This window comes from Sorangium sp. So ce128 (assembly GCF_051525245.1).
In the GTDB taxonomy this organism is placed as follows: domain Bacteria; phylum Myxococcota_A; class Polyangia; order Polyangiales; family Polyangiaceae; genus Sorangium; species Sorangium cellulosum_B.
This window is the reverse complement of record NZ_CP150313.1, coordinates 6,597,002-6,622,255: the sequence shown is the minus strand read 5'-3', so window position 1 is coordinate 6,622,255 and position 25,254 is coordinate 6,597,002. Positions and strand designations below refer to the sequence as shown.

6 protein-coding genes are annotated in these 25,254 nt (G+C 70.8%); 5 read left to right on the top strand and 1 reads right to left on the bottom strand.

The features are described 5' to 3' along the window. Positions 1–706 precede the first annotated feature (706 nt). The 4 genes from WME82_RS25020 to WME82_RS25005 all read left to right on the top strand — a co-directional run bounded on the left by WME82_RS25020 (position 707) and on the right by WME82_RS25005 (position 21,320). Positions 707–5,902, top strand: coding sequence for an nSTAND1 domain-containing NTPase (locus WME82_RS25020; RefSeq protein ID WP_438044830.1), 5,196 nt, complete (start codon positions 707–709; stop codon positions 5,900–5,902). 301 nt (positions 5,903–6,203) lie between these two features. Further along, on the top strand, positions 6,204–10,739 hold the full coding sequence (locus tag WME82_RS25015) for an nSTAND1 domain-containing NTPase (protein ID WP_438044829.1): 4,536 nt from the start codon (positions 6,204–6,206) through the stop codon (positions 10,737–10,739). 507 nt (positions 10,740–11,246) lie between these two features. Then, complete coding sequence (locus tag WME82_RS25010) at positions 11,247–15,839, top strand: nSTAND1 domain-containing NTPase (protein ID WP_438044930.1); 4,593 nt, start codon at positions 11,247–11,249, stop codon at positions 15,837–15,839. 312 nt (positions 15,840–16,151) lie between these two features. Beyond that, on the top strand, positions 16,152–21,320 hold the full coding sequence (locus tag WME82_RS25005; RefSeq protein ID WP_438044828.1) for an nSTAND1 domain-containing NTPase: 5,169 nt from the start codon (positions 16,152–16,154) through the stop codon (positions 21,318–21,320). A 27-nt stretch (positions 21,321–21,347) separates the two neighbouring features. Here WME82_RS25005 and WME82_RS25000 read toward each other — a convergent pair whose 3' ends face one another. Beyond that, the gene (locus WME82_RS25000) at positions 21,348–22,598 is read right to left on the bottom strand and encodes an MFS transporter (RefSeq protein WP_438044827.1); all 1,251 of its coding nucleotides are present in this window, start codon (positions 22,596–22,598) and stop codon (positions 21,348–21,350) included. Positions 22,599–22,841: 243 nt separating this feature from the next. Here WME82_RS25000 and WME82_RS24995 point away from each other — a divergent pair, with 243 nt between their 5' ends. Further along, positions 22,842–25,244 carry a hypothetical protein gene (locus WME82_RS24995; protein WP_438044826.1) on the top strand — a complete coding sequence of 801 codons (2,403 nt, stop codon included), beginning with the start codon at positions 22,842–22,844 and terminating at the stop codon, positions 25,242–25,244. Positions 25,245–25,254: the final 10 nt, after the last annotated feature.

The following is a 25,254-nucleotide window of genomic DNA, read 5'->3' as shown; positions in this document are numbered from 1 at the left end:
ACCGCTTGCTCTCTTCCGCAATGGTTTGCGGCATCCAGCAAAAGGTCGCGCTCGGAGGTCCCCGGCGGAACGTCCCGCACGGCACGAGCACGGCTGCGTGCAGGCGGCCGCGCTGCGAGGGAGACTCGCCCCGTCCACTGGGCTCGTCGCCCGCGCCACGACTCGGTTCTTCGCATGAACCACGATTCGGGCTCGTCGCCTGAGCCCTCCCTGGGCCCGTCGCCCGAGCCACAGCCCGTCTCCTCGCCTGAGCCACAGCCCGTCTCCTCGCCTGAGCCACAGCCGGTCTCCTCGCCTGAGTCTGAGCCATGACTGGGCTCGTCACCCGAGCGCTGACTGGGCTCGTCGCCTGAGCCACAGCCCGGCTCCTCGCGTGTGCCACGGCTCGGTGCCTGGGAATTGCCGCAATGCCGAGCGGCCTGAAATGGCGGAAGAAAAGGAGGAGAACGACGGGAGCCCTTGTGTGAAGGAGAGGGGCTGACGCATCCGAGGCGCCGACACCGGACGATGTGGGGGGGTATGCTATAGAACCTTCCAACAGGCAGCGACGGTTGGCTGCTTGAGCATCGGTCCGGGTACGCCATCGGGTTCTCTCGCCAGAGCGGCGCGACGAGCTCGACATTCGGGAGCGTTGCGTGTCGACAGGGGGTGGGGACGTTTCACCCGGAGCCGCCGCGCGGGCGTGGCAGCGATCGGAGGGGCCAGGATGAGCCGCGAGACCCTCGCGCCAGGGACGGTGTTCCAGGGTCGCTATGAGATCCTGTCCTGCTGCCGAGCGAGCGGCCGAACGGTCGTTTACAGGGGCCGGCGCATCGGGGGCGGTCGGCCGATCGTCCTCCAGATCCTCCATCTGCCTCGCGATGGAGACGGCGGGCACCATGCGCGGCGCTCCATCTCGCGGTTCCTGCGGGAGATGCGCTCTGGCACGCGGCTCCACCACGCTCCGATCGTCCGGCCCGTCGACTGGGGGCATGCCGGCGAGGGGCGGCTCTATACCGTCTTCGAGCTCATGCCGGGACACACCCTGCGGGAGGTGATGCCCTCGCAGGACGACCTGCAGCAGCATGCGCTCGGCGCGACCCTGCCGCAGGCGACGCTCGAGCTCGAGGAGACCCCGCGCCGCGATGCCGAGGCCCGGGAGCAGAGACAGCCGGGCCGGCCGGGATCGAGCGGAATGCGCGGCGAGCGTGGCGAACCGGCCGAGACCACGCTCGCGCTCGCCGGCCTGGCACCCACGGAGGCGTCGGCCGGCGTGACGCCCGAGGAGCGAGCGCGCGAGGCCGCCGCGCCGTCGGTACACGACGCGCACGACGCGCACGGCTCAACCACGGTGGGGGGAGCGGCGCCGACGGGGCGCGGTCCGGGCTCCGCGCTGCCGGACGTCGGCGGCACGATCAAGCATTACGAGATCATCCGCAAGCTGGGCCGGGGCGGCATGGGGATCGTGTACCTGGCCCGCGACACGAAGCTCGGGCGCCTCGTCGCGATCAAGCTGCTGCTCGAGTTCAGCGGACAAGGAAACGAGCGCTTCCTGGACGAGGCGCGGGCCACGGCGCGCTGCCGTCACGAGAACATCGTGGTGATCCACGAGGTGGACGAGATCCGCGGACACCCGTACCTGGTGCTCGAGTACATCAAGGGCCGCACGCTGAGCGAATGGCTGACCCAGCGCGAGCACCCGAGCGCGCCAGGGCCGCTCGCCGCGATAGGGCCGTCCGGCCCGATGTCGCCCGGCCAGGTGGTGGAGCTGATGATCCCTGTGGTTCGCGCGCTGGTCTGCGCGCACGAGCTCGGGATCGTGCACCGCGATCTGAAGCCGGAGAACATCCTGATCGACGACGCAGGGAGCATCAAGGTGCTCGACTTCGGGATCGCGAAGCAGCTCGACGCCAGGGTGATGTCGACGCTCACGGGCACGCAGGCGACGCTCGCGCGAGGCAACGGCGATGGCCACCGGAGCGGGCTCATCGGCACGCCGGCGTACATGTCGCCCGAGCAATTGCTGGGCGGGGACGTGGATCCTCGCAGCGACCTCTGGGCCGTGGGCATCCTGCTGTACACGCTGCTCGTGGGGACGCACCCGCTCGACCCGTTCTCGGTCGCGCGGCTCGCGGACATCGTGAAGCTCGATCTCCCCATGCCGCGCGTGAGCGCGCGGCGCCCGGACGTGGGCGCGCTCGGCGACCTTGTCGATCGGTGCTTGAAGAAGCGCAAGCACGAGCGCATCGGCTCGGCCAAGGAGCTGCTCGCGGAGCTGGAGGCGCTGCTGCCCGGTCGAAAGGCGCTCGAGCTGGGCGACGACGAGAGCCCGTTCGCGGGGCTGTCCGCGTTCCAGGAGTCGGACGCGCCGCGCTTCTTCGGCCGCGATCGCCAGATCGCCGCCACGACGACGCGGCTGCGCTACCAGCCGCTCCTCACGGTCGTCGGGCCGTCGGGGGCGGGCAAGTCGTCGTTCGTGCGCGCGGGGGTGATCCCTGCGTTGAAGCGCTCCAGCGAGCGGTGGGAGACGTTCATCGTGCGGCCGGGGCGCCGGCCGCTGTCGGCGCTCGTCGATGTGCTCGTGCAGGTGGCCGAGTCCGAGGTGGCCAGCACGGGGTCCGGGTCGCCCGAGCTCGCGGACCACGATGGGATCGTCGCCACGCTGCGCGCGCAGCCGGGGCACCTGGGCGCTCGGCTGCGCGCGCGCTGCCGCCGCGAGGGGACGAGGCACCATGTCCTGCTCTTCGTCGATCAGTTCGAGGAGCTGTACACGCTCGGCGCCAGCCGCGAGGAGCGGGAAGCGTTCGTGGCCTGCCTGGAAGGCGTGGCCGACGACGCGTCATCACCCCTGCGTGTGCTGCTCGCCGTCCGCTCGGATTTCCTCGATCACATGGCCGATGATCACGATTTCGTGATCGACGTGACGCGCGGCCTGTCGCTGCTGCCGCCGATGGGGCGCGACGGCCTGCGCGACGCGCTGACGAGGCCGCTGGAGGCGGCCGGTCACCGCTTCGAGACGGCCGAGATGATCGAGGACATGCTGGACACGCTCGAGAGCACGCGGAGCCCGCTGCCGCTCTTGCAGTTCACGGCCGCGAAGCTGTGGGAGGCGCGGGATCGCGAGCACCGGCTGCTGACGCGAGACAGCTACGAGCGGCTGGGCGGCGTGGCCGGCGCCCTGTCCGCGCACGCGGACGCGGTGCTCTCGGCGCTGCCGGCGCGCGAGCAGCGGCTGGCCCGCGCGGTGCTCGTGCGCCTGGTCACGCCCGAGCGCACGCGCGCGGTGGTCAGCCTGGAGGAGCTCCATGGGGTGGCGCAGAACGGCGGGGGTCCTGCGGGCGAGGCGATCGAGCAGGTGGTCCAGCACCTGGCCGGCGCGCGGCTGCTGCTGATCGAGACCGGGGGCGAGCGCGAGGGCACGACCGTGGAGCTGGTGCACGAGTCGCTGATCGAGCGGTGGCCCAAGCTCCGGCAGTGGCTCGCCGAGGGCGAGCAAGACGCGCAGTTCCTGGCCCGGCTGCGCGCCTCGGCGCAGCAGTGGGAGGCGAGCGGCTGGGCCGAGGGGCTGCTCTGGCGCGACCGCGCGGCCCAGGACGCGAGGGCATGGTACGAGCGCCGGCGCGCCGCGCAGGGCGCCGACGGGCGAGCGGGGCTGAGCAAGCGCGAGGAGCGCTATCTCCTGGCCGTCGTGGAGCTCGCCGAGCGCGCGCGGCGCTTGCGACGGCAGCTTGCCGTGGGCGTGATCGCGACGCTCAGCGCGTTCGCGGTCATGGTGTCGTACCTGGCGATCCGCGCGCAGGCGGACGCGCTCCTGGCGCGCAATGCGACCCGCATGGCCGCGGCGCGCGAGCTGCAATCCGATCCCACGACGGTGCTGGCGCTCTTGCGGGAGGTCGAGCCGCCCGAGGTGCCGCGCGGGTGGGCCACCCTCGCGCGCTGGGCGCTGCACAGCTGGGTCGCGCGCGTGGTGCTCACCCATCCGGATTTCGTCATTCGCGCGGCGTTCAGCCCCGACGGCAAGCACATCGCGACGATCTGCGCGGACAGGGCCGTGCGGGTGTGGAACGCGGATGGCACGGGCGAGCCGCTGGTCCTTCGTGGCCACGACGCGCCGATCAACTCGGTGGCGTTCAGCCCCGACGGCGGGCGCATCGTGACGGCGTCGGACGACAGGACCGCGCGGGTGTGGCGCACGGAGGGCGCGGGCGAGCCGCTCGTCCTCCGCGGTCACGAGGACGGGGTCTATTCGGCGGCGTTCAGCCCCGATGGCGGGCGCATCGTGACGGCGTCGTTCGACAGGACCGCGCGGGTGTGGAAGGCGGATGGCACGGGCGAGCTCCTCGTCCTTCGGGGCCATGCGGAGCCGGTCTATTTCGCGGCGTTCAGCCTCGACGGCGGGCGCATCGTGACATCGTCGTTCGACCGGACCGCGCGGGTGTGGAAGGCGGATGGCACGGGCGAGCCGGTTGTCCTGCCCGGTCACGAGGATGCCGTCTACTCGGCGGCGTTCAGCCCGGATGGCAAGCGCGTCGTCACGGCGTCGTGGGACAAGACGGCGCGGGTGTGGAACGCCGATGGGTCGGGCGAGCCCCGGATCCTGCGCGGCCACGAGGATGTCGTCTACTCCGCGGCGTTCAGCCCGGATGGCGAGCGGATCGTCACGGCGTCGTGGGACAAGACGGCGCGGGTGTGGAACGCCGACGGGTCGGGGGAGTCTCGGATCCTGCGCGGCCACCAGGATCGGGTCTACTCTGCGGTGTTCAGCGCCGACGGCAGGCGCATCGTCACGGCGTCTTATGACAAGACGGCGCGGGTGTGGAACGCCGAGAGCACGGGTGAGCCCCTCAGCCTCCGTGGTCACGAGGATTCGGTCTCCTCGGCGGCGTTCAGCCCGGATGGCAAGCGCATCGTCACGGCGTCGTGGGACAGGACGGCGCGGGTGTGGAACGCCGAGGTCGCGGGGGCGCCCGTGATCCTCCGTGGCCACGAGGGGGAGGTGTTCTCGGCGGCGTTCAGCCCTGACGGCAAGCGCATCGTCACCGCGTCCGACGACAAGACGGCGCGTGTGTGGAACGCCGACGGCTCGGGGGAACCGCTGGTGATCCGTGGTCATGCGGACAGGGTGCGTTCGGCGGCGTTCAGCCCTGACGGCGAGCGCATCGTCACGGCGTCCTTCGACAAGACGGCGCGTGTGTGGAGCGCCGACGGGTCTGGAGAGCCCGTGACGCTCCGTGGTCACGCGGACAGGGTGCGTTCTGCGGCGTTCAGCCCCGACGGCGAGCGCATCGTCACCGCCTCGTATGACAACACGGCGCGTGTGTGGAACGCCGATGGCACGGGCGAGCCCGTGGTCTTGCGAGGGCACGATCGCTGGGTCGTATCGGCGGCGTTCAGCCCCGACGGCAAGCGCATCGTGACGGCGTCGTGGGACAAGACGGCGCGGGTGTGGAACGCCGACGGCACAGGCAAGCCCGTGGTCCTGCGTGGTCATGAGCACCTGGTCAATGCTGCGGTGTTCAGCCCTGATGGCAAGTATGTCGTGACCGCGTCCGACGACAAGACGACGCGGATATGGAATGCCGACGGCACGGGCGAGCCCCTGGTGCTGCGCGGGTCCGATGCGTCCGTCAACGCGGTGGCGTACAGCCCCGATGGCAAGCGCATCGTCACCGGGTCCGACGACAAGGTCGCGCGGGTGTGGACCGACCTCGAGCCGCTCCGCGGCGTCGATGACCCGAAGCTGTGGACGGCGACGACCTACTGCATGCCCGTCGAGCGGAGGATCGAGCTCCTTCGTGTGCCCGAGTCGGCTGCCCGGGTGAGCCAGGAGGCCTGTCTGCGGCAGGTCGCCGCTGTCCGCGCGGCCGCGCCGAGGGGGCAGGCGGATTCGGGGGGCCGGCTGCGCGGCACGGCCGGCCGATGACGAGGGTCGCTGCGCCGAGCGCGTGAGCGCGGCCATGGAGCAGCGGGATCTGGCGCTGCTCGCAGGTCCATGCTGCGTCTTGTGAGGGAAGTGCGAGAGCGTCAGGCGGCCGGAGATTATCGGAAAGAGAGCCGTAGAGACGTCCGGAGCGTCGATGTCGGGCGATGCGTGGGGGCGATGCTATAAATCATCGTGGATAGGCAGCGAGGCTGCCTGAGCATCGGGCCGGGTACGCCGTCGAGCTCTCTCGTCGGAGAAGCGCGGTAAACTCGGCCGTCGAGATCGCTGCTTGCCGACGCGGGTGAGGACGTCTCGCCTGAAGCTGGCGGGCGAGGAGGCGGCGATCGAAGGGGCCATGATGAAGCGACAACCGGACCTCCCGAGCTCGAGCGGAGCTCCTGGTGAAGAGGCCGTGCGCACGCACGTGCTCACCGGCCTGGCGCGCACGGAGGTGTCGGTTGACCCACTACCCGAGGAGCAAGCGCGGGAGGCCGCGCTCCTGCCGGCGCAGGATGTGCAGGTGCTGGCGGGAGCGATGCTGACGGAGCTCGCGCCGGGCTCTGCGCTTGCGGACGTCGGGAGCACGATCAAGCACTACGAGCTCATCCGCAAGCTGGGCCGGGGTGGCATGGGGAGCGTGTACCTCGCCCGGGACACGAAGCTGGGGCGCCTCGTCGCGATCAAGCTGCTGAGCGAGTACAGCGGGCAGGGGAGCGAGCGCTTTCTGGCCGAGGCGCGGGCCACGGCGCGCTGCCGGCACGAGAACATCGTCGTCATTCACGAGGTGGACGAGATCCGTGGGCACCCGTACCTGGTGCTCGAGTACGTCAAGGGCCGCACGCTGAGCGAATGGCTGGCCCAGCGCGAGCACCCGAGCGCGCCAGGGCCGCTCGCCGCGATAGGGCCGTCCGGCCCGACATCGTCCGGCCAGGTGGTGGAGCTGATGATCCCTGTGGTTCGCGCGCTGGTCTGCGCGCACGAGCTCGGGATCGTGCACCGCGATCTGAAGCCGGAGAACATCCTCATCGATGACGCAGGATGTATCAAGGTGCTCGACTTCGGGATTGCCAAGCAGCTCGATGTCCAGATGATATCGACGATTACGGGGGTGCGTGCGGCGCTCGAGGGAGGCGGTGGTCAGGGCTATCGAAGCGCGATCATCGGCACGCCGGCGTACATGTCGCCCGAGCAATTGCTGGGCGGGGACGTGGATCCTCGCAGCGACCTCTGGGCCGTGGGCATCCTGCTGTACACGCTGCTCGTGGGGGCGCACCCGCTCGACCCGTTCTCGGTCGCGCGGCTCGCGGACATCGTGAACTTGGACGTCCCGATGCCTCGCGTCAGCGCGAGGCGTCCGGACGCGGGTGCGCTCGGCGCCCTCGTCGACCGCTGCCTGAAGAAGCGAAAACACGAGCGCATCGGCTCGGCCAAGGAGCTGCTCGGGGAGCTGGAGGGGCTGCTGCCCGGTCGAAAGGGACTTGAGCTGGGCGAAGGAGAGAGCCCGTTCGCGGGGCTGTCCGCGTTCCAGGAGGCCGACGCCGCGCGCTTCTTCGGCCGGGATCGCGACGTCGCGGCCATGACGGCGCGGCTGCGCTATCAACCGCTCGTCACGGTCGTCGGGCCGTCGGGGGCGGGCAAGTCGTCGTTCGTGCGCGCGGGGGTGATCCCTGCGTTGAAGCGCTCGAGCGAGCGGTGGGAGACGTTCATCGTGCGGCCGGGGCGCCGGCCGCTGTCGGCCCTGGTCGATGTGATCGTGCATGTGGCCGAGTCCGAGGTCGCCGGCACGGCGTCGTGTTCGGCCGAGCTCGCCGAACACGACAGGATTGTCGCCACCTTGCGCGCGCAGCCGGGGCACCTGGGCGCTCGGCTGCGCGCGCGTTGCCGCCGGGAGGGGAGGAGGCACCATGTCCTGCTCTTCGTCGATCAGTTCGAAGAGGTCTACACGCTCGGCGTTGGGCCCGAGGAGAGGGCTGCGTTCGTGGCCTGTCTGGAAGGCGCTGCGGACGACGCATCGTCGCCCCTGCGTGTGCTGCTCGCCATCCGCTCGGACTTCCTCGATCGCATGGCCGGGGAACACCCCCAATTGACCGACGTGGCCCGCGGGCTCTCGGTCCTGCCACCTATGGGGCGCGAGGGCCTGCGCGACGCCTTGGCAAGGCCGATCGAGGCGACGGGTCACCGCTTCGAGACCGACGAGATGGTCGAGGACATGCTGGACACGCTGGAGAGCGCCCGTAACCCCTTGCCGCTGCTGCAATTCGCCGCCGCGAAGCTGTGGGAGGCGCGGGATCGTGAGCGCCGGCTGCTGACGCGCGAGAGCTACAAGAAGCTGGGCGGCGTGGCTGGCGCCCTGTCTGCCCACGCGGACGCGGTGCTCTCGGCGCTGCCGGCGCGCGAGCAGCGGCTGGCCCGGGCGGTGCTGGTGCGCCTGGTCACGCCCGAGCTCACGCGCGCGGTGGTCGGCCTGGACGAGCTGTGTGAGCTCGCACAGGACAGCGAAGACCACGCCGGTGAGGCGATCGCGCAGGTGGTCCAGCACCTGGCCGGGGCGCGGCTGCTGCTCACCGAGGCCGGCGGCGAACGCGAGGGCACGACGGTGGAGCTGGTTCACGAGTCGTTGATCGAGAGGTGGGCAAAGCTCCGGCAGTGGCTCGCCGAGAGCGAGCAAGACGCGCAGTTCCTTGCCCGGCTGCGCGCTGCGGCCCAGCAGTGGGAGGCGAGCGGTCACGCCGAGGGGCTGCTCTGGCGTGATCGCGCAGCGGAGGAGGCCCGAGCGTGGTACGAGCGCCGCCGCGCTGCGCAGGGCGCCGATTGGCGCGTCGGGCTCGGCGGGCGCGACGAGCGCTATCTTCGAGCCGTCGTGACCCTCGCCGAGCGCGCGCAGCGCTTGCGGCGGCGGCTCGCCATGGGCGTGCTCGCCACGCTCGTCGCGTTCGCGCTCGTCGTGTCGTTCATTGCAGTTCGCGCCGACCGGCAAGCCACGCGTGCTGACCAGGAAACGGCCCGTGCGCAAGCCGAAGCCCGAGAGGCGCGCAACGCCACCCGCATGGCCGCTGCGCGCGAGATGCAAGCCGATCCTACGACGGTGCTCTCGATCTTGCGCGAGTTCGAGCCGCCCGATGTGCCGCGAGGATGGAGCGCTCTCGCGCGCTGGGCGCTGCACAGCTGGGTCGCTCGTGCGATGCTCATCCATCCGGACGGCGTGTCGTGGGCGAGCTACAGTCCCGACGGCAAGCGAATCGTCACTGCATGCTGGGATAAGACCGTGCGGGTCTGGAACGCGGGTGGTACGGGCGAGCCCCTTGTCCTTCGCGGTCACGAGAGCGCCGTCCGTTCCGCTGTGTTCAGCCCCGATGGCAAGCGCATCGCGACGGCATCGTCCGACAAGACGGTGCGGATATGGAACGCGGATGCCACCGGCGAGCTCCAGGTCCTCCGCCGTCACGAGAATGGGCTCACTTCGGCGGTGTTCAGCCCCGACGGCAAGCGCATCGCCATCGCGTTATCGGACACGACCGTCCGTGTGTGGAACGCAGATGGCACAGGCGATGTCATGGTCCTTCGCGGTCACGACGGTGGGCTCACTTCGGCGGTGTTCAGCCCCGACGGCAATCGCATCGTCACCGCGTCCTGGGACAAGACGGCGCGGGTGTGGAACGCCGACGGCACGGGCGAGGCGCTGGTCCTTCGCGGCCACGAAGATGGCGTCCACTCTGCGGCGTTCAGCCCCGACGGCAAGAGCATCGTCACCGCGTCATCGGACAGGGCCGCTCGCGTCTGGAACGCGGAGCGCACCGGTGTGCCCCTGGTCCTCCGCGGTCACGAGGAGTCACCCCATTCGGTGGCGTTCAGCCCCGACGGTGAGCGCATCGTCACGGCGTCCTGGGACAAGACGGCGCGGGTGTGGAACGCCGACGGTTCGGGCGAGGTCCTGGTCCTTCGCGGCCACAAGGATTTCGTCAACTCTGCGACGTTCAGCCCCGACGGCGAGCGTATCCTCACCGCGTCTTGGGACAAGACCGCGCGGGTGTGGAGCGTGGACGACGTGATCGAGCCTTTGGTGCTCCGCGGTCATGAGAAGCCAGTCCCATCGGCGGCGTTCAGCCCCGACGGCAAGCGAATCGTCACCGCGTCCTGGGACAGGACCGCTCGCCTGTGGAACGCGGACGGTACGGGCGAGGCCCTGGTCCTCCGCGGTCACGAGGGGCCGATCCATTCGGCGGCGTTCAGCCCCGACGGCAAGCGCGTCGTCACGGCTTCCAAGGACCAGACGGTGCGGATATGGAACGCCGATGGCACGGGCGATCCTATGGTGCTTCGAGGTCATGAGAAGCCAGTCTCATCGGCGGCGTTCAGCCTTGATGGCAAGCGCATCGTCACCGCGTCCCAGGACAAGACCGCTCGCGTGTGGAACGCCGACGGCACGGGTGAGCCCCTGGTCCTGCGTGGTCACGAGCACTGGGTAATCTCGGCGGCGTTCAGCCTTGATGGCAAGCGCATCGTCACGGCTTCCAAGGACCAGACGGTGCGGATATGGAACGCGGATGGCACGGGCGAGCCCGTGGTCCTTCGTGGCAGCGATTCCCCGGTCCATGCCGCGGCCTTCAGCCCCGATGGTCAGCGCATCGTCAGCGCGTCCGGCGACAGGGCCGTGCGGGTGTGGACCGACCTCGAGCCGCTCCACGGCGTCGATGATCCGAAGCTGTGGACCGCGACGACCTACTGCATGCCCGTCGAGCGGCGGGTCGAGCTGCTCCGCGTGCCCGAGGCCACCGCGCGAGCCCACCACCAGGCCTGTCTGCGCCGGGTCGACGCGGCCCGCGCGGCTGCTCCTTGAACTCGGCCGGACTCGGCTGTCGGACCGCGCGACACGGCCGACCGATGATGGGCGTCAATGCCCCCGTGTACATGCTGCCACGCCGGGTCGGCGCGCAGCGCGGGGTCGAGGTCTGCCCGGCGGCCAGGTTGCTCACCCCAGGTGCGACTGCAATAACAGGGTGCCACGATCGACAAGACCATTGCGCGGAAATCGCTGGAACGTCGAGTGAACTGAGATTGTGGGGAAGGGAGCCGCCCGGGCATCCAGAGCGGCGATGCCGGACGGGGCGGGGGGACGATGCCGTCGAGCAAGGATAGGCAACGAGGCTGCCTGAGCGTCGAGCCGGATGCGCCGTCGAGCTCTCTCGTCTCGAGCGGCGCTCCTGGTGAAGAGGCGGTGCGCACGCTCGTGCTCCCCGAGCTCGCGCGCGCGGAGGACGACGTGGTTGGCCGAGTGCCCGAGGAGCGAGCGCAAGAGACCGCGGTCCGGTCGTCACCGGCGTCGACGACGCTGGCGGGCGCGACGATGGCGTACCGCGCTCAGGGCTCGACGCTCGTGGATGTCGGCGGGACGATCAAGCACTACGAGATCATCCGCGAGCTGGGGCAAGGCGGCATGAGCATCGTGTACCTGGCCCGGGACACGAAGCTCGGGCGCCTCGTCGCGATCAAGCTGCTGCTCGAGTACAGCGGGCAGGGGATCGAGCGTTTCCTGGCCGAGGCGCGTGCCACGGCGAGCTGCCGGCACGAGAACATCGTGGTGATCCACGAGGTGGACGAGCTCCGTGGACACCCGTACCTCGTGCTCGAGTACATCAAGGGTCGGACGCTGAGCCAGTGGCGAGCCGAGCGCGAGCGCTCCGGCGCGCCGGGCCCGATGGCGGTCGGGCTGGTGGTGGAGATAATGATCCCGGTGGTCCGCGCGCTGGTCTGCGCGCACGAGCTCGGGATCGTGCACCGCGATCTGAAGCCGGAGAACATCCTCATCGACGACACAGGGTGCATCAAGGTCGTCGACTTCGGGATCGCCAAGCAACTCGATGCCAAGCTGCTATCGACGCTCACGGAGGCGCCGGGGGCGCTCGCGGGAGATGATGAAACGAGCTTTCGGAGCGCGCTCGTGGGCACGCCGTCCTACATGTCGCCCGAGCAATTGCTGGGTGAGGACGTGGACGCGCGCAGCGACCTCTGGGCCGTGGGCATCCTCCTGCACACGCTGCTCACGGGGGCGCACCCGCTTGACCCATCACCGATCGAGCGGCTCGCGGACATCGTGAACTTCGATGTTCCCATGCCGCGCGTCAGCGCGCGGCGCCCTGATGCGGGCGCGCTGGGCGCCCTCGTCGACCGGTGCCTGAAGAAGCGGAAAGACGAGCGCATCGGCTCGGCCAGGGAGCTGCTCGCCGAGCTCGAGGCGCTGCTGCCCGGTCGCAAGGCGCCCGGGCTCGGCGAGGACGACTGCCCGTTCGCGGGGCTTTCCGCGTTCCAGGAATCGGACGCCGCGCGCTTCTTCGGCCGCGATCGGGACGTGACCGCCATGACGGCGCGGCTGCGCTACCAGCCGCTCGTCACGGTCGCCGGGCCCTCCGGGGCGGGCAAGTCGTCGTTCGTGCGCGCGGGGGTGATCCCGGCGTTGAAGCGCTCCAGCGACCGCTGGGAGACGTTCACCCTGCGCCCAGGGCGCCACCCGATGGCGGCGCTCGTCGATGTGCTCGCGCAGGTGGCCGAGTCCGAGCGCGCGGGCGCGCAGGCGGGCCCGGTCGAGCTCACCGGGCACGGTGGGATCGTCGCCACCTTGAGCGCGCAGCCGGGCTACCTGGGCGCCCGGCTGCGAGCGCGCTGCCGCCGTCAGGGGACAAGGCACCACGTCCTGCTCTTCGTCGATCAGTTCGAGGAGCTGTACACGCTCGGCGCGAGCCGCGAGGAACGGGCGGCGTTCGTGGCCTGTCTGGAGGGCGCGGCCGACGACGCCTCGTCGCCCCTGCGGGTCCTGCTCGCCATTCGCTCGGACTTCCTCGACCGCGTCGCCGATGACTACGAGTTCATGACCCACGTGACTCGTGGTCTCTCGTTGCTGCCGCCCATGGGGCGCGAAGGCTTGCGTGAAGCTTTGATGAGGCCGCTGGACGCGGCCGGTCTTCGCTTCGAGACCGCCGAGATGGTCGAGCACATGCTGGACACGCTGGAGAGCACGCGCAGCCCCTTGCCGCTGCTGCAATTCACGGCCGCGAAGCTGTGGGAGGCGCGGGACCGCGCGCGCCGGCTGCTGACGCGGGACAGCTATGAGCAGCTCGGCGGCGTGGCCGGGGCGCTGTCCGCGCATGCGGACGCGGTGCTCTCGGCGCTGCCGGTGCGCGAGCAGCGGCTGGCTCGGGCGGTGCTGGTGCGCCTTGTCACGCCCGAGCGCACGCGCGCGGTGGTCAGCCTGGACGAGCTGTGTGAGCTCGCACAGGACAGCGAAGACCACGCCGGTGAGGCGATCGCGCAGGTGGTCCAGCACCTGGCCGGGGCGCGGCTGCTGCTCACCGAGGCCGGCGGCGAACGCGAGGGCACGACGGTGGAGCTGGTTCACGAGTCGTTGATCGAGAGGTGGGCAAAGCTCCGGCAGTGGCTCGCCGAGAGCGAGCAAGACGCGCAGTTCCTTGCCCGGCTGCGCGCTGCGGCCCAGCAGTGGGAGGCGAGCGGTCACGCCGAGGGGCTGCTCTGGCGCGATCGTGCGGCGCACGAGGCTCGAGCGTGGCGTGAGCGCCGCCGCGCCGAGCAGGGCGCCGAGTGGCGCTCCGGGCTCGGCCAGCGCGAGGAGCGCTATCTCCTTGCCGTCGTGGCCCTGTCCGAGCGCGCGCGGCGACTGCGGCGGCAGATCGCCATGGGCGTGATCGCGATGCTCACCGCGATCGCGCTCATGGTGTCCTACCTCGCGATCAGCGCCGACCGGCAAGCCACGCGCGCCGAGCAGCAGGCCGCGCGCGCCGACCAGGAAACGGCCCGTGCGCAAGCCGAAGCCCTGCAAGCGCGCAACGCCACCCGCATGGCCGCGGCGCGCGAGCTGCAGGCCGACCCCACGACAGTGCTCGCGATATTGCGAGAGGTCGAGCCGTCCGATGCGCCGCGAGGGTGGGACTTTCTCGCGCGCTGGTCGCTGCACAGCTGGCTCGCTCGTGCGGTGCTCACCCATCCGGATGGGCTCAATTCTGCGGCGTTCAGCCCCGACGGCAAGCGCATCGTCACGGCGTCGTGGGACAAGACGGCGCGTGTGTGGAACTCCGATGGCGCGGGCGAGCCCGTGGTCCTGCGGGGGCACAGCAAGGCGATCTGGTCCGCGGCGTTCAGCCCCGACGGCAAGCGCATCGTCACGGCGTCGTGGGACAAGACGGCGCGTGTGTGGAACGCCGACGGCACGGGCGAGCCGCTGGTCCTTCGTGGCCACGAGGAGCGTGTCGCGGGCGCGGCGTTCAGCCCCGATGGCAGGCGCATCGTCACGGTGTCGCAGGACAAGACGGTGCGGATATGGAACGCCGACGGCACCGGAAGTCCCCTGATCCTTCGGGGCCACGAGAATCTGGTTCGTTCCGTGGCATTCAGCCCCGATGGCAAGCGCATCGTCACGGCATCGTGGGACAAGACGGCGCGTGTGTGGAACGCCGATGGCACGGGCGAGCCGCTGGTCCTTCGTGGTCACGAGGACGTGCTCAACGCTGCGGAGTTCAGCCCTGACGGCAGGCGCATCGCCACCGCGTCCTCGGACAAGACGGTGCGGATGTGGAACGCCGACGGCACGGGCAAGCCCTTGGTCCTCCGGGGGCACGAACAGGAGGTATCCCATGTGGTGTTCAGCCCCGACGGCAAGCGCATCGTCACCGTGTCCCGCTGGGACAAGAGAGTGCGCGTGTGGAACGCCGATGGCACGGGCGAACCCATGATCCTTCGCGGTCACGACGATGGGGTGTATTCGGCGGCTTTCAACCCCGACGGCACGCGCATCGTCACCGCGTCCAATGACAGGACGGTGCGAGTGTGGAATGTCGCGGGTACGGCGGAGCCGTTCGTCTTTCGGGGACATGAGAATGCGGTTTATTCGGCGGCGTTCAGCCCTGATGGCAAGCGCCTCGTCACCACGTCGTATGACAAGACAGCGCGGGTGTGGAACGCCGACGGCTCCGGTGAGCCTTTGATTCTCCGTGGTGAGGCTCCGATCTATTCGGCGGCGTTCAGCCCTGATGGAAAGCGCATCGTCACCGGGTCGTATGACAAGACAGCGCGGGTGTGGAACGCCGACGGCTCCGGTGAGCCCATCGTGTTTCGTGGTCATGAGGACCGGGTCTGCGCTGTGGCGTTCAGCCCTGATGGAAAGCGCATCGTCACCGGGTCGTATGACAAGACAGCGCGGGTGTGGAACGCCGACGGCTCCGGAGAACCGGCGGTGCTCCGTGGTCACGAGGATTGGGTCCAATCTGCGGCGTTCAGCCCCGACGGCAGGCGCATCGTCACGGCCTCCCGCGACGAGACGGTGCGGGTATGGAATGCCGATGGCACGGGCGAGCCGCTGGTCCTTCGTGGTCACGAGGCTCAGGTCAGCAAGGCGTCGTTCAGCCCCGACGGCAAGCGGATCGTCTCGGCGTCATGGGACAAGACAGCGCGGGTGTGGAACGCCGACGGCGGCGGCAAGCCCCTGGTCCTCCGGGGCCATGAGCACTGGGTCAGCGCTGCGGCGTTCAGCCCCGATGGCAAGCGCGTCGTCACCTCGTCCGAAGACGGAACGATACGGGTATGGAATGCCGATGGTACGGGCGAGGCTCTGGTCCTCCGCGATTCGGAGTCTCCGGTCAACAGCGTAGCGTTCAGCCCCGACGGCAAGCGCATCGTGAGCGGGTCGGACGACAAGGCCGTGCGGCTGTGGACCGATCTCGAACCGCTGCACGGCGTCGATGACCCGAAGCTGTGGACCGCGACCACCTACTGCATGCCGATCGAGCGGCGGATTGAGCTCCTCCGCGTCCCCGAGGCCATGGCCAGGGCTCATCAGGAAGACTGCCTGCGCCGCGTCGAGGCGGCCCGCGTGGCCGCTCCTGGCCCTCCGCTGGACCCGGCTGCCCGACCGAGCGGCGCTCGGTTGCGATGAGCACAACCGTGGTAACAACATGCCACTATGGACAAGAGTGCTGCTTGGACAATGCTGGAACGTTGAGTGGCCTGAAAATGTGGGAAGGAGAGCCGCTGAGTCTCGAGACCGCCAATGGCCGACGCCGCGTGGAGACGATGCTATAGAACATGAACAGGCAGCGAGGCTGCCCGAGCATCGGGGCGGGTACGTCGTTGAGCTCTCTCGCCATGGAGGCGTGACAGGCTCGCTCGTCGGTTTCGCTGCGTATTGATGCGGGGTCGGGACGTTTCGCCCGAAGCTGGCGCGCGAGGCGGCAGCGATTGAGGGGTCATGATGAACCGGGGGATCCTCGCGCCGGGGACGGTGTTCCAGGGCCGCTACGAGATCTTGTCGTGCTGCCGGGTGAGCAGCCGAGCGGCCGTCTACAAAGGGCGGCAGAACGAAAGCGGTCAGCCGGTCGTCCTTCAGATCAGCCGCCTGGCTCGCGACGGAGACGGCGCGCGCCTCGTGCGGCGTTGCGGGGCACGATTCCTGCGGGAGATGCGTTGTTGCATGCAGCTCCATCCCCCCCGCATCGTCCGGCCCATCGACTGGGGGCGCTCTGGCGAGGGGCAAATCTACGCCGTCTTCGTCGATCCGGACGCACCGATCGGCGTGGAGGCGAGCGGGCAGGAGAGCGGGGAGCCGACGGAGCAGGCGAGCAGCGACGCCGGGGCCCAGGCGCGGAGACGGCCGGACTGCTCGATCTCGAACAGCGCTTCTGGCGAACGAGTTGCGCGCACGCTCGCGCTCGCCGGCGTCGCGCCCGCGGAGGCCCCGACCTGCCCGACGCCCGAGGCGCGAGCGCCGGAGCACGCGCTCCTGCCGGGGCAGAATGCGAGTACGCGGGCGGGAGCGACGCTGGCGGAGCGCGCGTCGGGCTCCACGCTCGCGGACGTCGGCGGTACGATCAAGCACTACGAGATCATCCGCAAGCTGGGGCAGGGGGGCATGGGGATCGTGTACCTGGCGCGGGACACGAAGCTCGGGCGCCTCGTGGCGATCAAGCTGCTGCTCGAGTACAGCGGGCAAGGGATCCAGCGCTTCCTGGCCGAGGCGCGAGCCACGGCGCGCTGCAGACACGAGAACATCGTCGTCATCCATGAGGTGGACGAGATCCGTGGACACCCCTACCTGGTGCTCGAGTACGTCAAGGGCCGGACGTTGAGCCAATGGCTGGCTCAACGCGAGCACCCGAGCGCGCCAGGGCCGCTCGCCGACATCGGGCCGCCCGGATCGATGGCGGCTGGCCCGGTGGTCGAGCTGATGATCCCGGTGGTTCGCGCGCTGGCCTGCGCGCACGAGCTCGGGATCGTGCACCGCGATCTCAAGCCGGAGAACATCCTCATCGATGACAAAGGATGCATCAAGGTGCTGGACTTCGGGATTGCCAAGCAGCTCGATGTCCAGATGCTATCGACGATCACCGGCGCGCGTGCGGCGCTCGCGGGGGGCGAGAGCCAGCGCGAGCGGAGCGCGCTCGTCGGCACGCCGGCCTACATGTCCCCCGAGCAATTGCTGGGTTGGGACGTCGATTCTCGCAGCGACCTCTGGGCCGTGGGTATCCTCCTGTACACGCTGCTTGCGGGGGCGCACCCGCTCGACCCGTTCTCGGTCGCGCGGCTCGCGGACATCGTGACACTGGATGTCCCCATGCCGCGCGTCAGCGCGCGGCGCCCGGACGTGGGGGCGCTGGGCTCCCTCGTCGATCGATGCCTGAGGAAGCGAAAGGACGAGCGCATCGGCTCGGCCAAGGAGCTGCTTGCCGAGCTCGAGGCGCTGCTGCCCGGTCGTAAGGCGCCCGACCTGGGAGAAGGAGAGAGCCCGTTCGCCGGGCTGTCCGCATTCCAGGAGGCGGACGCCGCGCGCTTTTTCGGCCGCGATCGTGACGTCGCTGCCATGATGGCGCGCCTGCGCAACCAGCCCCTCCTCACGGTCGTCGGCCCGTCGGGAGCGGGCAAGTCGTCGTTTGTGCGCGCAGGGGTGATCCCGGCATTGAAGCGCTCCAGCGAGCGGTGGGAGACGTTCATCGTGCGGCCGGGGCGCCGGCCGCTGTCGGCGCTCGTCGATGTGCTTATGCAGGTGGCCGAGCGCGAGCGCGCGGGCGTGCCTGCGGGCCCGGGCGAGCTCGCCGACCACGATGGGCTCGTCGCCTGTTTGCGCGCGCAGCCGGGGCATTTGGGCGCTCGGTTGCGCGCGCGCTGCCGCCGCGAGGGGACGAGGCACCATGCACTGCTCTTCGTCGATCAGTTCGAGGAGCTGTACACGCTCGGCGCCAGCCGCGAGGAGCGGGCCGCGTTCGTGGCCTGCCTGGAAGGCGTGGCCGACGACGCGTCATCACCCCTGCGCGTGCTGCTCGCCATCCGCTCGGATTTCCTCGATCGCATGGCCGATGATCACGATTTCGTGATCGACGTGACGCGCGGTCTGTTGCTGCTGCCGCCCATGGGGCGCGACGGCCTGCGCGACGCGCTGACGAGGCCGCTGGAGGCGGCCGGTCACCGCTTCGAGACGGCCGAGATGGTCGAGGAGATGCTGGGCACGCTGGAGAGCACGAGGAGCCCGCTGCCGCTCTTGCAGTTCACGGCCGCGAAGCTGTGGGAGGCGCGGGATCGCGAGCACCGGCTGCTGACGCGAGACAGCTACGACAGGCTGGGCGGCGTGGCCGGCGCCCTGTCCGCGCACGCGGACGCGGTGCTCTCGGCGCTGCCGGCGCGTGAGCAGCGGCTGGCCCGGGCGGTGCTCGTGCGCCTGGTCACGCCCGAGCGCACGCGCGCGGTGGTCAGCCTGGAGGAGCTCCATGGGGTGGCGCAGAACGGCGGGGGTCCTGCGGGCGAGGCGATCGAGCAGGTGGTCCAGCACCTGGCCGGTGCGCGGCTGCTGCTGATCGAGACCGGGGGCGAGCGCGAGGGCACGACCGTGGAGCTGGTGCACGAGTCGCTGATCGAGAGGTGGGCAAGGCTCGGGCAGTGGCTCGCCGAGAGCGAGCAAGACGCGCAGTTTCTGGCCCGGTTGCGCGCTGCTGCGCAGCAGTGGGAGGCGAGCGGCTGGGCCGAGGGGCTGCTCTGGCGGGGCCGTGCCGCGGAGGACGCCCGGGCGTGGCAGAAGCGCCGTCGCGCTCTCGAGGGGGCCGACGTTGGCGCCGGGCTCGGCAGACGCGAGGAGCGTTATCTGTCGGCCGTTATCGACCTCTCGCTGCGAGCGCGGCGGCTGCGCCGGCGGCTCACAACGGGGGTGAGCGCCACGTTGTGCGCGTTTGCGGTCGTTGTGTCGTACCTGGCGATTCGCGCCAACCAGCAAGCCACCCGCGCCGACCAGGAAACGGCTCGCGCCCAGGCCGAAGCCCGAGAAGCGCGCAACGCCACCCGCATGGCCACGGCGCGTGAGCTGCAAGCCGATCCCACGACCGTGCTCGCGATCTTGCGGGAAGTCGAGCCGCCCGATGTGCCGCGAGGGTGGGCCGAGCTCGCGCGCTGGGCGCTACACAGCTGGGTCGCTCGCGCGGTGCTCACCCATGCGGATGGGGTCTCTTCGGCGGAGTTCAGCCCCGACGGCAAGCGCATCGTCACCGCATCTCTGGACAAGACGGTGCGAGTGTGGAACGCCAGTGGCACGGGCGAGCCTCTGGTCCTTCGGGGACATGAGGATGGAGTCAGCTCGGCGGCGTTCAGCCCCGACGGCAAGCGCATCGTCACCGCCGCCTACGACAAGACGGTGCGGGTATGGAATGCCGACGGCACGGGCGAGCCTCTGGTCCTTCGGGGACATGAGGATTTAGTCTTTGCGGCGGCGTTCAGCCCCGATGGTAAACGCATCGTCACGGCGTCCCTGGACAAGACCGCGCGTGTGTGGAACGCCGACGGCACGGGCGAGCCCCTGGTCCTTCGGGGTCATGAGGATGGAGTCAGCTCGGCGGAGTTCAGCCCCGATGGCAAGCGCATCGTCACCGCATCCTTCGACAAGACAGCGCGGGTGTGGAACGCCGATGGCACGGGCGAGCCCCTGGTCCTTCGGGGTCATGCGGATGGGGTTAAATCTGCGGAGTTCAGCCCCGACGGCAAGTGCATCGTCACCGCATCCTTCGACAGGACAGCGCGGGTGTGGGACGCCGATGGCACGGGCGAGCCCCTGGTCCTTCGGGAGCACGAGCACGGAGTCCACTCGGCGGCGTTCAGCCCCGATGGCAAGCGCATCGTCACCGCATCCTTCGACAAGACAGCGCGGGTGTGGAACGCCGATGGCACGGGCGAGCCCCTGGTCCTTCGGGGTCATGAGGATGGGGTTAATTCTGCGGCGTTCAGCCCCGACGGCAAGTGCATCGTCACCGCATCCTTCGACAGGACAGCGCGGGTGTGGGACGCCGATGGCACGGGCGAGCCCCTGGTCCTTCGGGGTCATGAGGATGCAGTCTACGCGGCGGAGTTCAGCCCCGACGGCAAGCGCATCGTCGCCGCGTCGCATGACAAGACCGTGCGGGTGTGGAATATCGATGGCACGGGCGAGCCCCTGGTCCTTCGGGGTCATGAGGATGCGGTCTTCTCGGCGGAGTTCAGCCCCGATGGCAAGCGTATCGTCACCGCGTCGCATGACAAGACCGTGCGGGTGTGGAATATCGATGGCACGGGCGAGCCCCTGGTCCTTCGGGGGCATGAGGATGCGGTCTTCTCGGCGGAGTTCAGCCCCGATGGCAAGCGTATCGTCACCGCGTCCCGCGACAAGACGGTGCGGGTATGGAATGCCGATGGCACGGGCGAGCCCCTGATCCTCCGGGGTCATAAGAATAGGGTCAACTCTGCGGAGTTCAGCCCCGATGGCAAGCGCATCGTCACGGCGTCCCGCGACAAGACGGTGCGGGTATGGAATGCCGACGGCACGGGCGAGCTCCTGATCCTCCGGCGGCACGAGGCTCAGGTCTTCTCTGCGGAGTTCAGCCCCGATGGCAAGCGCATCGTCTCCGCGTCATGGGACAAGACCGCTCGTGTGTGGAACGCCGACGGTACTGGCGAGCCCCTGGTCCTCCGGGGGCATGAGCACTGGGTCCATTCTGCGGCGTTCAGCCCTGACGGCAAGCGTATCGTCACCGCGTCCCAGGACAAGACGGTGCGGGTATGGAATGCCGATGGCACCGGGGAGCCCCTGGTCCTGCGTGACTCCCATTCCTCGGTCAATGCGGCGGCGTTCAGCCCGGATGGCAAGCGCGTCGTCAGCGCGTCCGACGACAAGACCGTGCAGCTGTGGACCGATGTCGAGCCGCTCCGCGGCGTTGATGACCCCAAGCTTTGGACTGCAACCACCTACTGCATGCCCATCGAGCGCAGGATTGAGCTCCTTCGCGTGCCCGATGCCACAGCTCGAGCCCATCAGCAGGTCTGCTTGCGCCGCGCCGAGGATGCTCGCGCGGCTGCGCCGGGATCTCAGCCGGACTCGGCGGTTCGACCGAGCGGAACCGCCGACCGATGAAGAGCATCCCTGCATCGGTTTCACCTCTCACGCCCGCAACCGCCACACCGCGGGCCGTAGCAACAGCAGCGGCGCTGCGAAGCCCCCGAGGACAAACGCCCAGACCGTCGCCTCCACGCCGATCCGCCCCGCGAGCCAGCCGGCCGCCAGCGTGCCCGCCGGCAAGAGCGCCCCGGTGAGCACATGGAGCGTTGCGTCGACCCGGCCGAGCACGTGCAATGGCAGCATAGATTGCCGCGCGGTCACCGCGTGGATCATGAACGCCATGAGGAACGCGTCCCCGAGGAGCTGGTGCAGCACGAGGGCAGGGACCGCCAGCCGCCCGAGCTGCGCGGCCAGCGGGATGAGCGCGCAGCTGGCCTGACTCACGACCAGGCTGAGGATCATCGCCGGCCCGGCGCCGAGGCGTCGGCCCAGCCAGCCCGCGAGGACGCTGCCGCCCAGCGCGCCGATGCCGCCCACGCTGATGATCAGCCCGACCGTTGCCGGATCCAGCCGCAGGTGCTCCAGCAGATAGAGCATGTACAGCGCGGAGAAGACCCCGCCGAGCAGGAGGGCGTGGGCGCCCATCGCCAGGAACGTCGCCCCGACCACGGGGTGGCCCAGGCCGTGGCGCAGCCCCACCCGGAGGTCCTCGATCAGCGAGGAGCCCCCGCCGGCGACGCCTCCCGCGGGGGCGGCCGGCGTCTCCGCTGCCCGGATGCGCCCGAGCAGCGCCGCCGACACGAGATACGACAGCGCGTCCACCACCATCGTCACCGGCGCCGTCAGCGCCTGGATCAAGATGCCCGCGGCGCCGGGGCCGGCGATCTCGGCGGCGGCCTCGGTCCCTTCCAGCCTGGCGTTTGCCTGGACCAGGTGGTCCTGCCCCACCAGCGCCGGCAAGTAGGCGTTGTCGGCGATCTGGAACAGGGACGTGGCCATGCCCACCAGCGCGGCCACCACGGAGAGGTGGAGCAGGGTGAGCGTCCCCGTCCAGGCCGCGATCGGGACCGAGAGGATCAGCGCCGCGCGCACGAGATCCGCGCCGATGAGGAGCGGCCGCTTGCGCGAGCGATCGACGAGCCCGCCCGCGAAGAGCCCCACGAGGACGCCCGGCGCGGTGGACACGGCCGAGAGCACCGCCACGCCCGCGGCGTCGGCCCCGAGGCTCGCGATGGCGATCACGGGCAGCGCCGTCCGGCTGACGCGGCTGCCCACAGCGCTCACTGCCTGCGCTGACCAGAGGCGCAGAAAATCGGGGTGGCGCGAGAGGCCGGCGGGGGGCGACGAGGACATCGTGGAAGGCGAGCAAAGCAGGAAACCACGACGGAGACGAGCGTGGTCTGCCGGCCGGGACGCACGCTCGGTGGCCACGCGATCGCTGCTCCCGGGCTCAATCGAGGTCTCGGAGGACGCCGACTCCCTCGCTGACCCGTCCATCGAGAACGCAACTCGCTCGATTGCGCCGGGGCGCCCGCATCCCGCTCGCCTCTCCGGGCAGGCGCGGCTACGAAGGCAGGCCTGGAGTCCCACGCGACCATGCCCACGCTGCTGCGTTCACCGGCCACGAGGCTCGGCGCCGCGCTCGTCGCGATCGCGATGGCGCTCGTCGGCTTCCTGCCCCTCTTCGACGGCCCCGGCTACGAGAGCGCGCTCGCCGCCGGCCTGATCGTCCCGGGCGCCGCGGCGATCGTGACCGCCCTCGACGTCGCCGCGCATCGGCCGCCGCCTGTCGAGGCGTTCCGCCGCGGCGTCGCGAGCGGCGCCCTGCTCGCGCTCGTCGCGTACGCCACCACGCTGGCGCACGGCCTGCGCGCCGGCTTCTGCGATGTGCTCGGCGGCTCGGCGCACTTCGCCCTCGGGCCCGGGCTCGGCGCGGCGCTCGGCGGCGCCTGGGGCGCCGTCGCGGGCGAGCTCGCCGCCGGCATCCGGCGCGACGACGCCGCGCCTCCCCGCCCGGCGTGGCGGCGCCGGCTCATCGCCGTCCTCGCGGCGCTCGCCGCCCCCCTCGGCGCGATCGGCGTGAGCGCCGTCCGCTTCTACACGAGCCCGATCGTCTTCGCCTACGACCCCTTCGCCGGCTTCTTCAGCGGCACGCTCTACGACACGGTCGTCGACGCGTCCGGGCTGCTGACGTACCGCGCGGGGACGCTGGCCACCCTGTTCGCCGCGTCGGCGCTCGCGCAGCACCTCGTGCACGACGCGGGCGGGCGGGTGTCGTTCCAGCCGCAGGGCCGGCCCGGGCTGCTCCTGCTCGGCGGCGTGAGCGCCGCGCTGAGCGCCGCGACCGTCCTGGAGGGCGCGCGCCTCGGCCACTTCCAGACCTCCGAGAGCATCGCGGCCGAGCTCGGCGCGCTCTCGAAGGGCCAGCGCTGCGAGGTCGTCCACCCGCGCGGCGTGCGCGAGGCCGACGTCCAGCGCTTCGTGCGCGAGTGCGACGCCCACATCGAGGCCGGCGAGCGCTGGCTCGGGGCGCCCGCGGTGGTCGACGGCCAGCCGCTCCGGGTCCGCGCCTACCTGTTCGAGAGCGCGGCGCAGAAGGGCGCGCTCATGGGCGCGTCGCGCACGTACGTCGCGAAGCCGTGGCGCCGCGAGGTGTACCTGCAGGCCGCCGGCTACCCGCACCCGACGCTCGGGCACGAGATCATGCACGTGCTCGCCGGCGCCTTCGCCCGCGGCCCGTTCAAGGTCGCCGGGCGGCTCGGCGGGTGGCTCCCCGACCCGGGGCTCATCGAGGGGATCGCCGTCGCCGGCTCGCCCAGGGAGGGCGAGGACCTGAGCCCGCGCGCGTGGGCCAAGGCGATGAAAGATCTCGGGATCCTGCCGCCGCTCGCGCGCCTGTTCGCGCTTGGCTTCCTCGCCGAGAACTCGTCGACCGCCTACACCGTGAGCGGCGCGTTCGTCGGCCACGTGCGCGCGACGTACGGCGCGGACGCGGTGCGCGCCTGGTACGGCGGCAAGGCGCTGCCGGAGATCACCGGCGCCTCGTGGGAGGTGATGGAGCGCGCGTGGCACGCCGATCTCGACGCGCTCACGCTCCCCGACGCGGCGAAGGCGCAGGCGAAGGCCCGCTTCGATCGGCCGGCGCTCTTCGAGCGGCGCTGCCCGCACGTGGTCGACGCGTGCACCCACGAGGCGGAGGAGCTGCGCGCGCGCGGCGACCACGAGGGCGCGATCGCCGCGTACCGGCGCGTGCTGTCGCTCGACCGGAGCCCCGCGCCGCGCATCGCCATCGCCGAGACGCGGCTCGCCAGCGACGCGCCCGGCGAGCGCAGCGAGGGGATCCGCGAGCTCGAGGGCATCGCCGGGGACGGGTCGATCCCGCGCCACCTGCGCGATCGCGCGGCCGAGCGCCTCGGCGACGTCGCGCTCGCCGCGGGCGACCGGGAGCGCGCGGCGGCGCGGTACAGCGAGGTCGCCGGCCGGCTCGTCGACGAGGATCGGCTCCGGACGCTCGACGTGAAGATCGCCGCCGCGAACGACGAGCGCGCCCGCGCGGCCATCGTCGAGCTGCTGATCGGCACGCGCGGCGGCGCGCCCGACAGGCTCCGGGCGGCGGAACTCCTCGGCGCGTGGGCCGCGCAGTCCCCCGGCGACGGCCTGCCGAACTACCTGCTCGGCCGCCATTACCTGAGCGACGGCCGCTTCGATGAGGCCGCCGATCGCCTGGATCGGGCGCTCGCGGCCCACCTGCCCGTCCAGCGGGTCTGGATCGAGGCCGAGCGGCTGCGGCTCGTGGTCGCGTGCGGCGTCGAGGACGTCGAGACCGCCCGCAGGATGTTCGCCCAGTACGCAGCGCACGACGGGGCCGCCGGCACGGGGCCCGCCGTGAGCGAGGAGCGCCGGGACGCCGCCCTCCGCCTGCTCGAGCGCTGCGCCGGCGCGGCGGCCCGGCCTACGTCCCCGGCGACCGCGGGCGACCCGCCGGCCGGACAAAAGTGAAGAATGCCTC

Coding starts and splice junctions, on each gene's coding strand:
- WME82_RS25000 (WP_438044827.1), bottom strand. CDS start 22,598: ATGTCCTCGTCGCCCCCCGCCGGCCTCTCGCGCCACCCCGATTTTCTG.
- WME82_RS25020 (WP_438044830.1), top strand. CDS start 707: ATGAGCCGCGAGACCCTCGCGCCAGGGACGGTGTTCCAGGGTCGCTAT.
- WME82_RS24995 (WP_438044826.1), top strand. CDS start 22,842: ATGCCCACGCTGCTGCGTTCACCGGCCACGAGGCTCGGCGCCGCGCTC.
- WME82_RS25010 (WP_438044930.1), top strand. CDS start 11,247: ATGGCGTACCGCGCTCAGGGCTCGACGCTCGTGGATGTCGGCGGGACG.
- WME82_RS25005 (WP_438044828.1), top strand. CDS start 16,152: ATGATGAACCGGGGGATCCTCGCGCCGGGGACGGTGTTCCAGGGCCGC.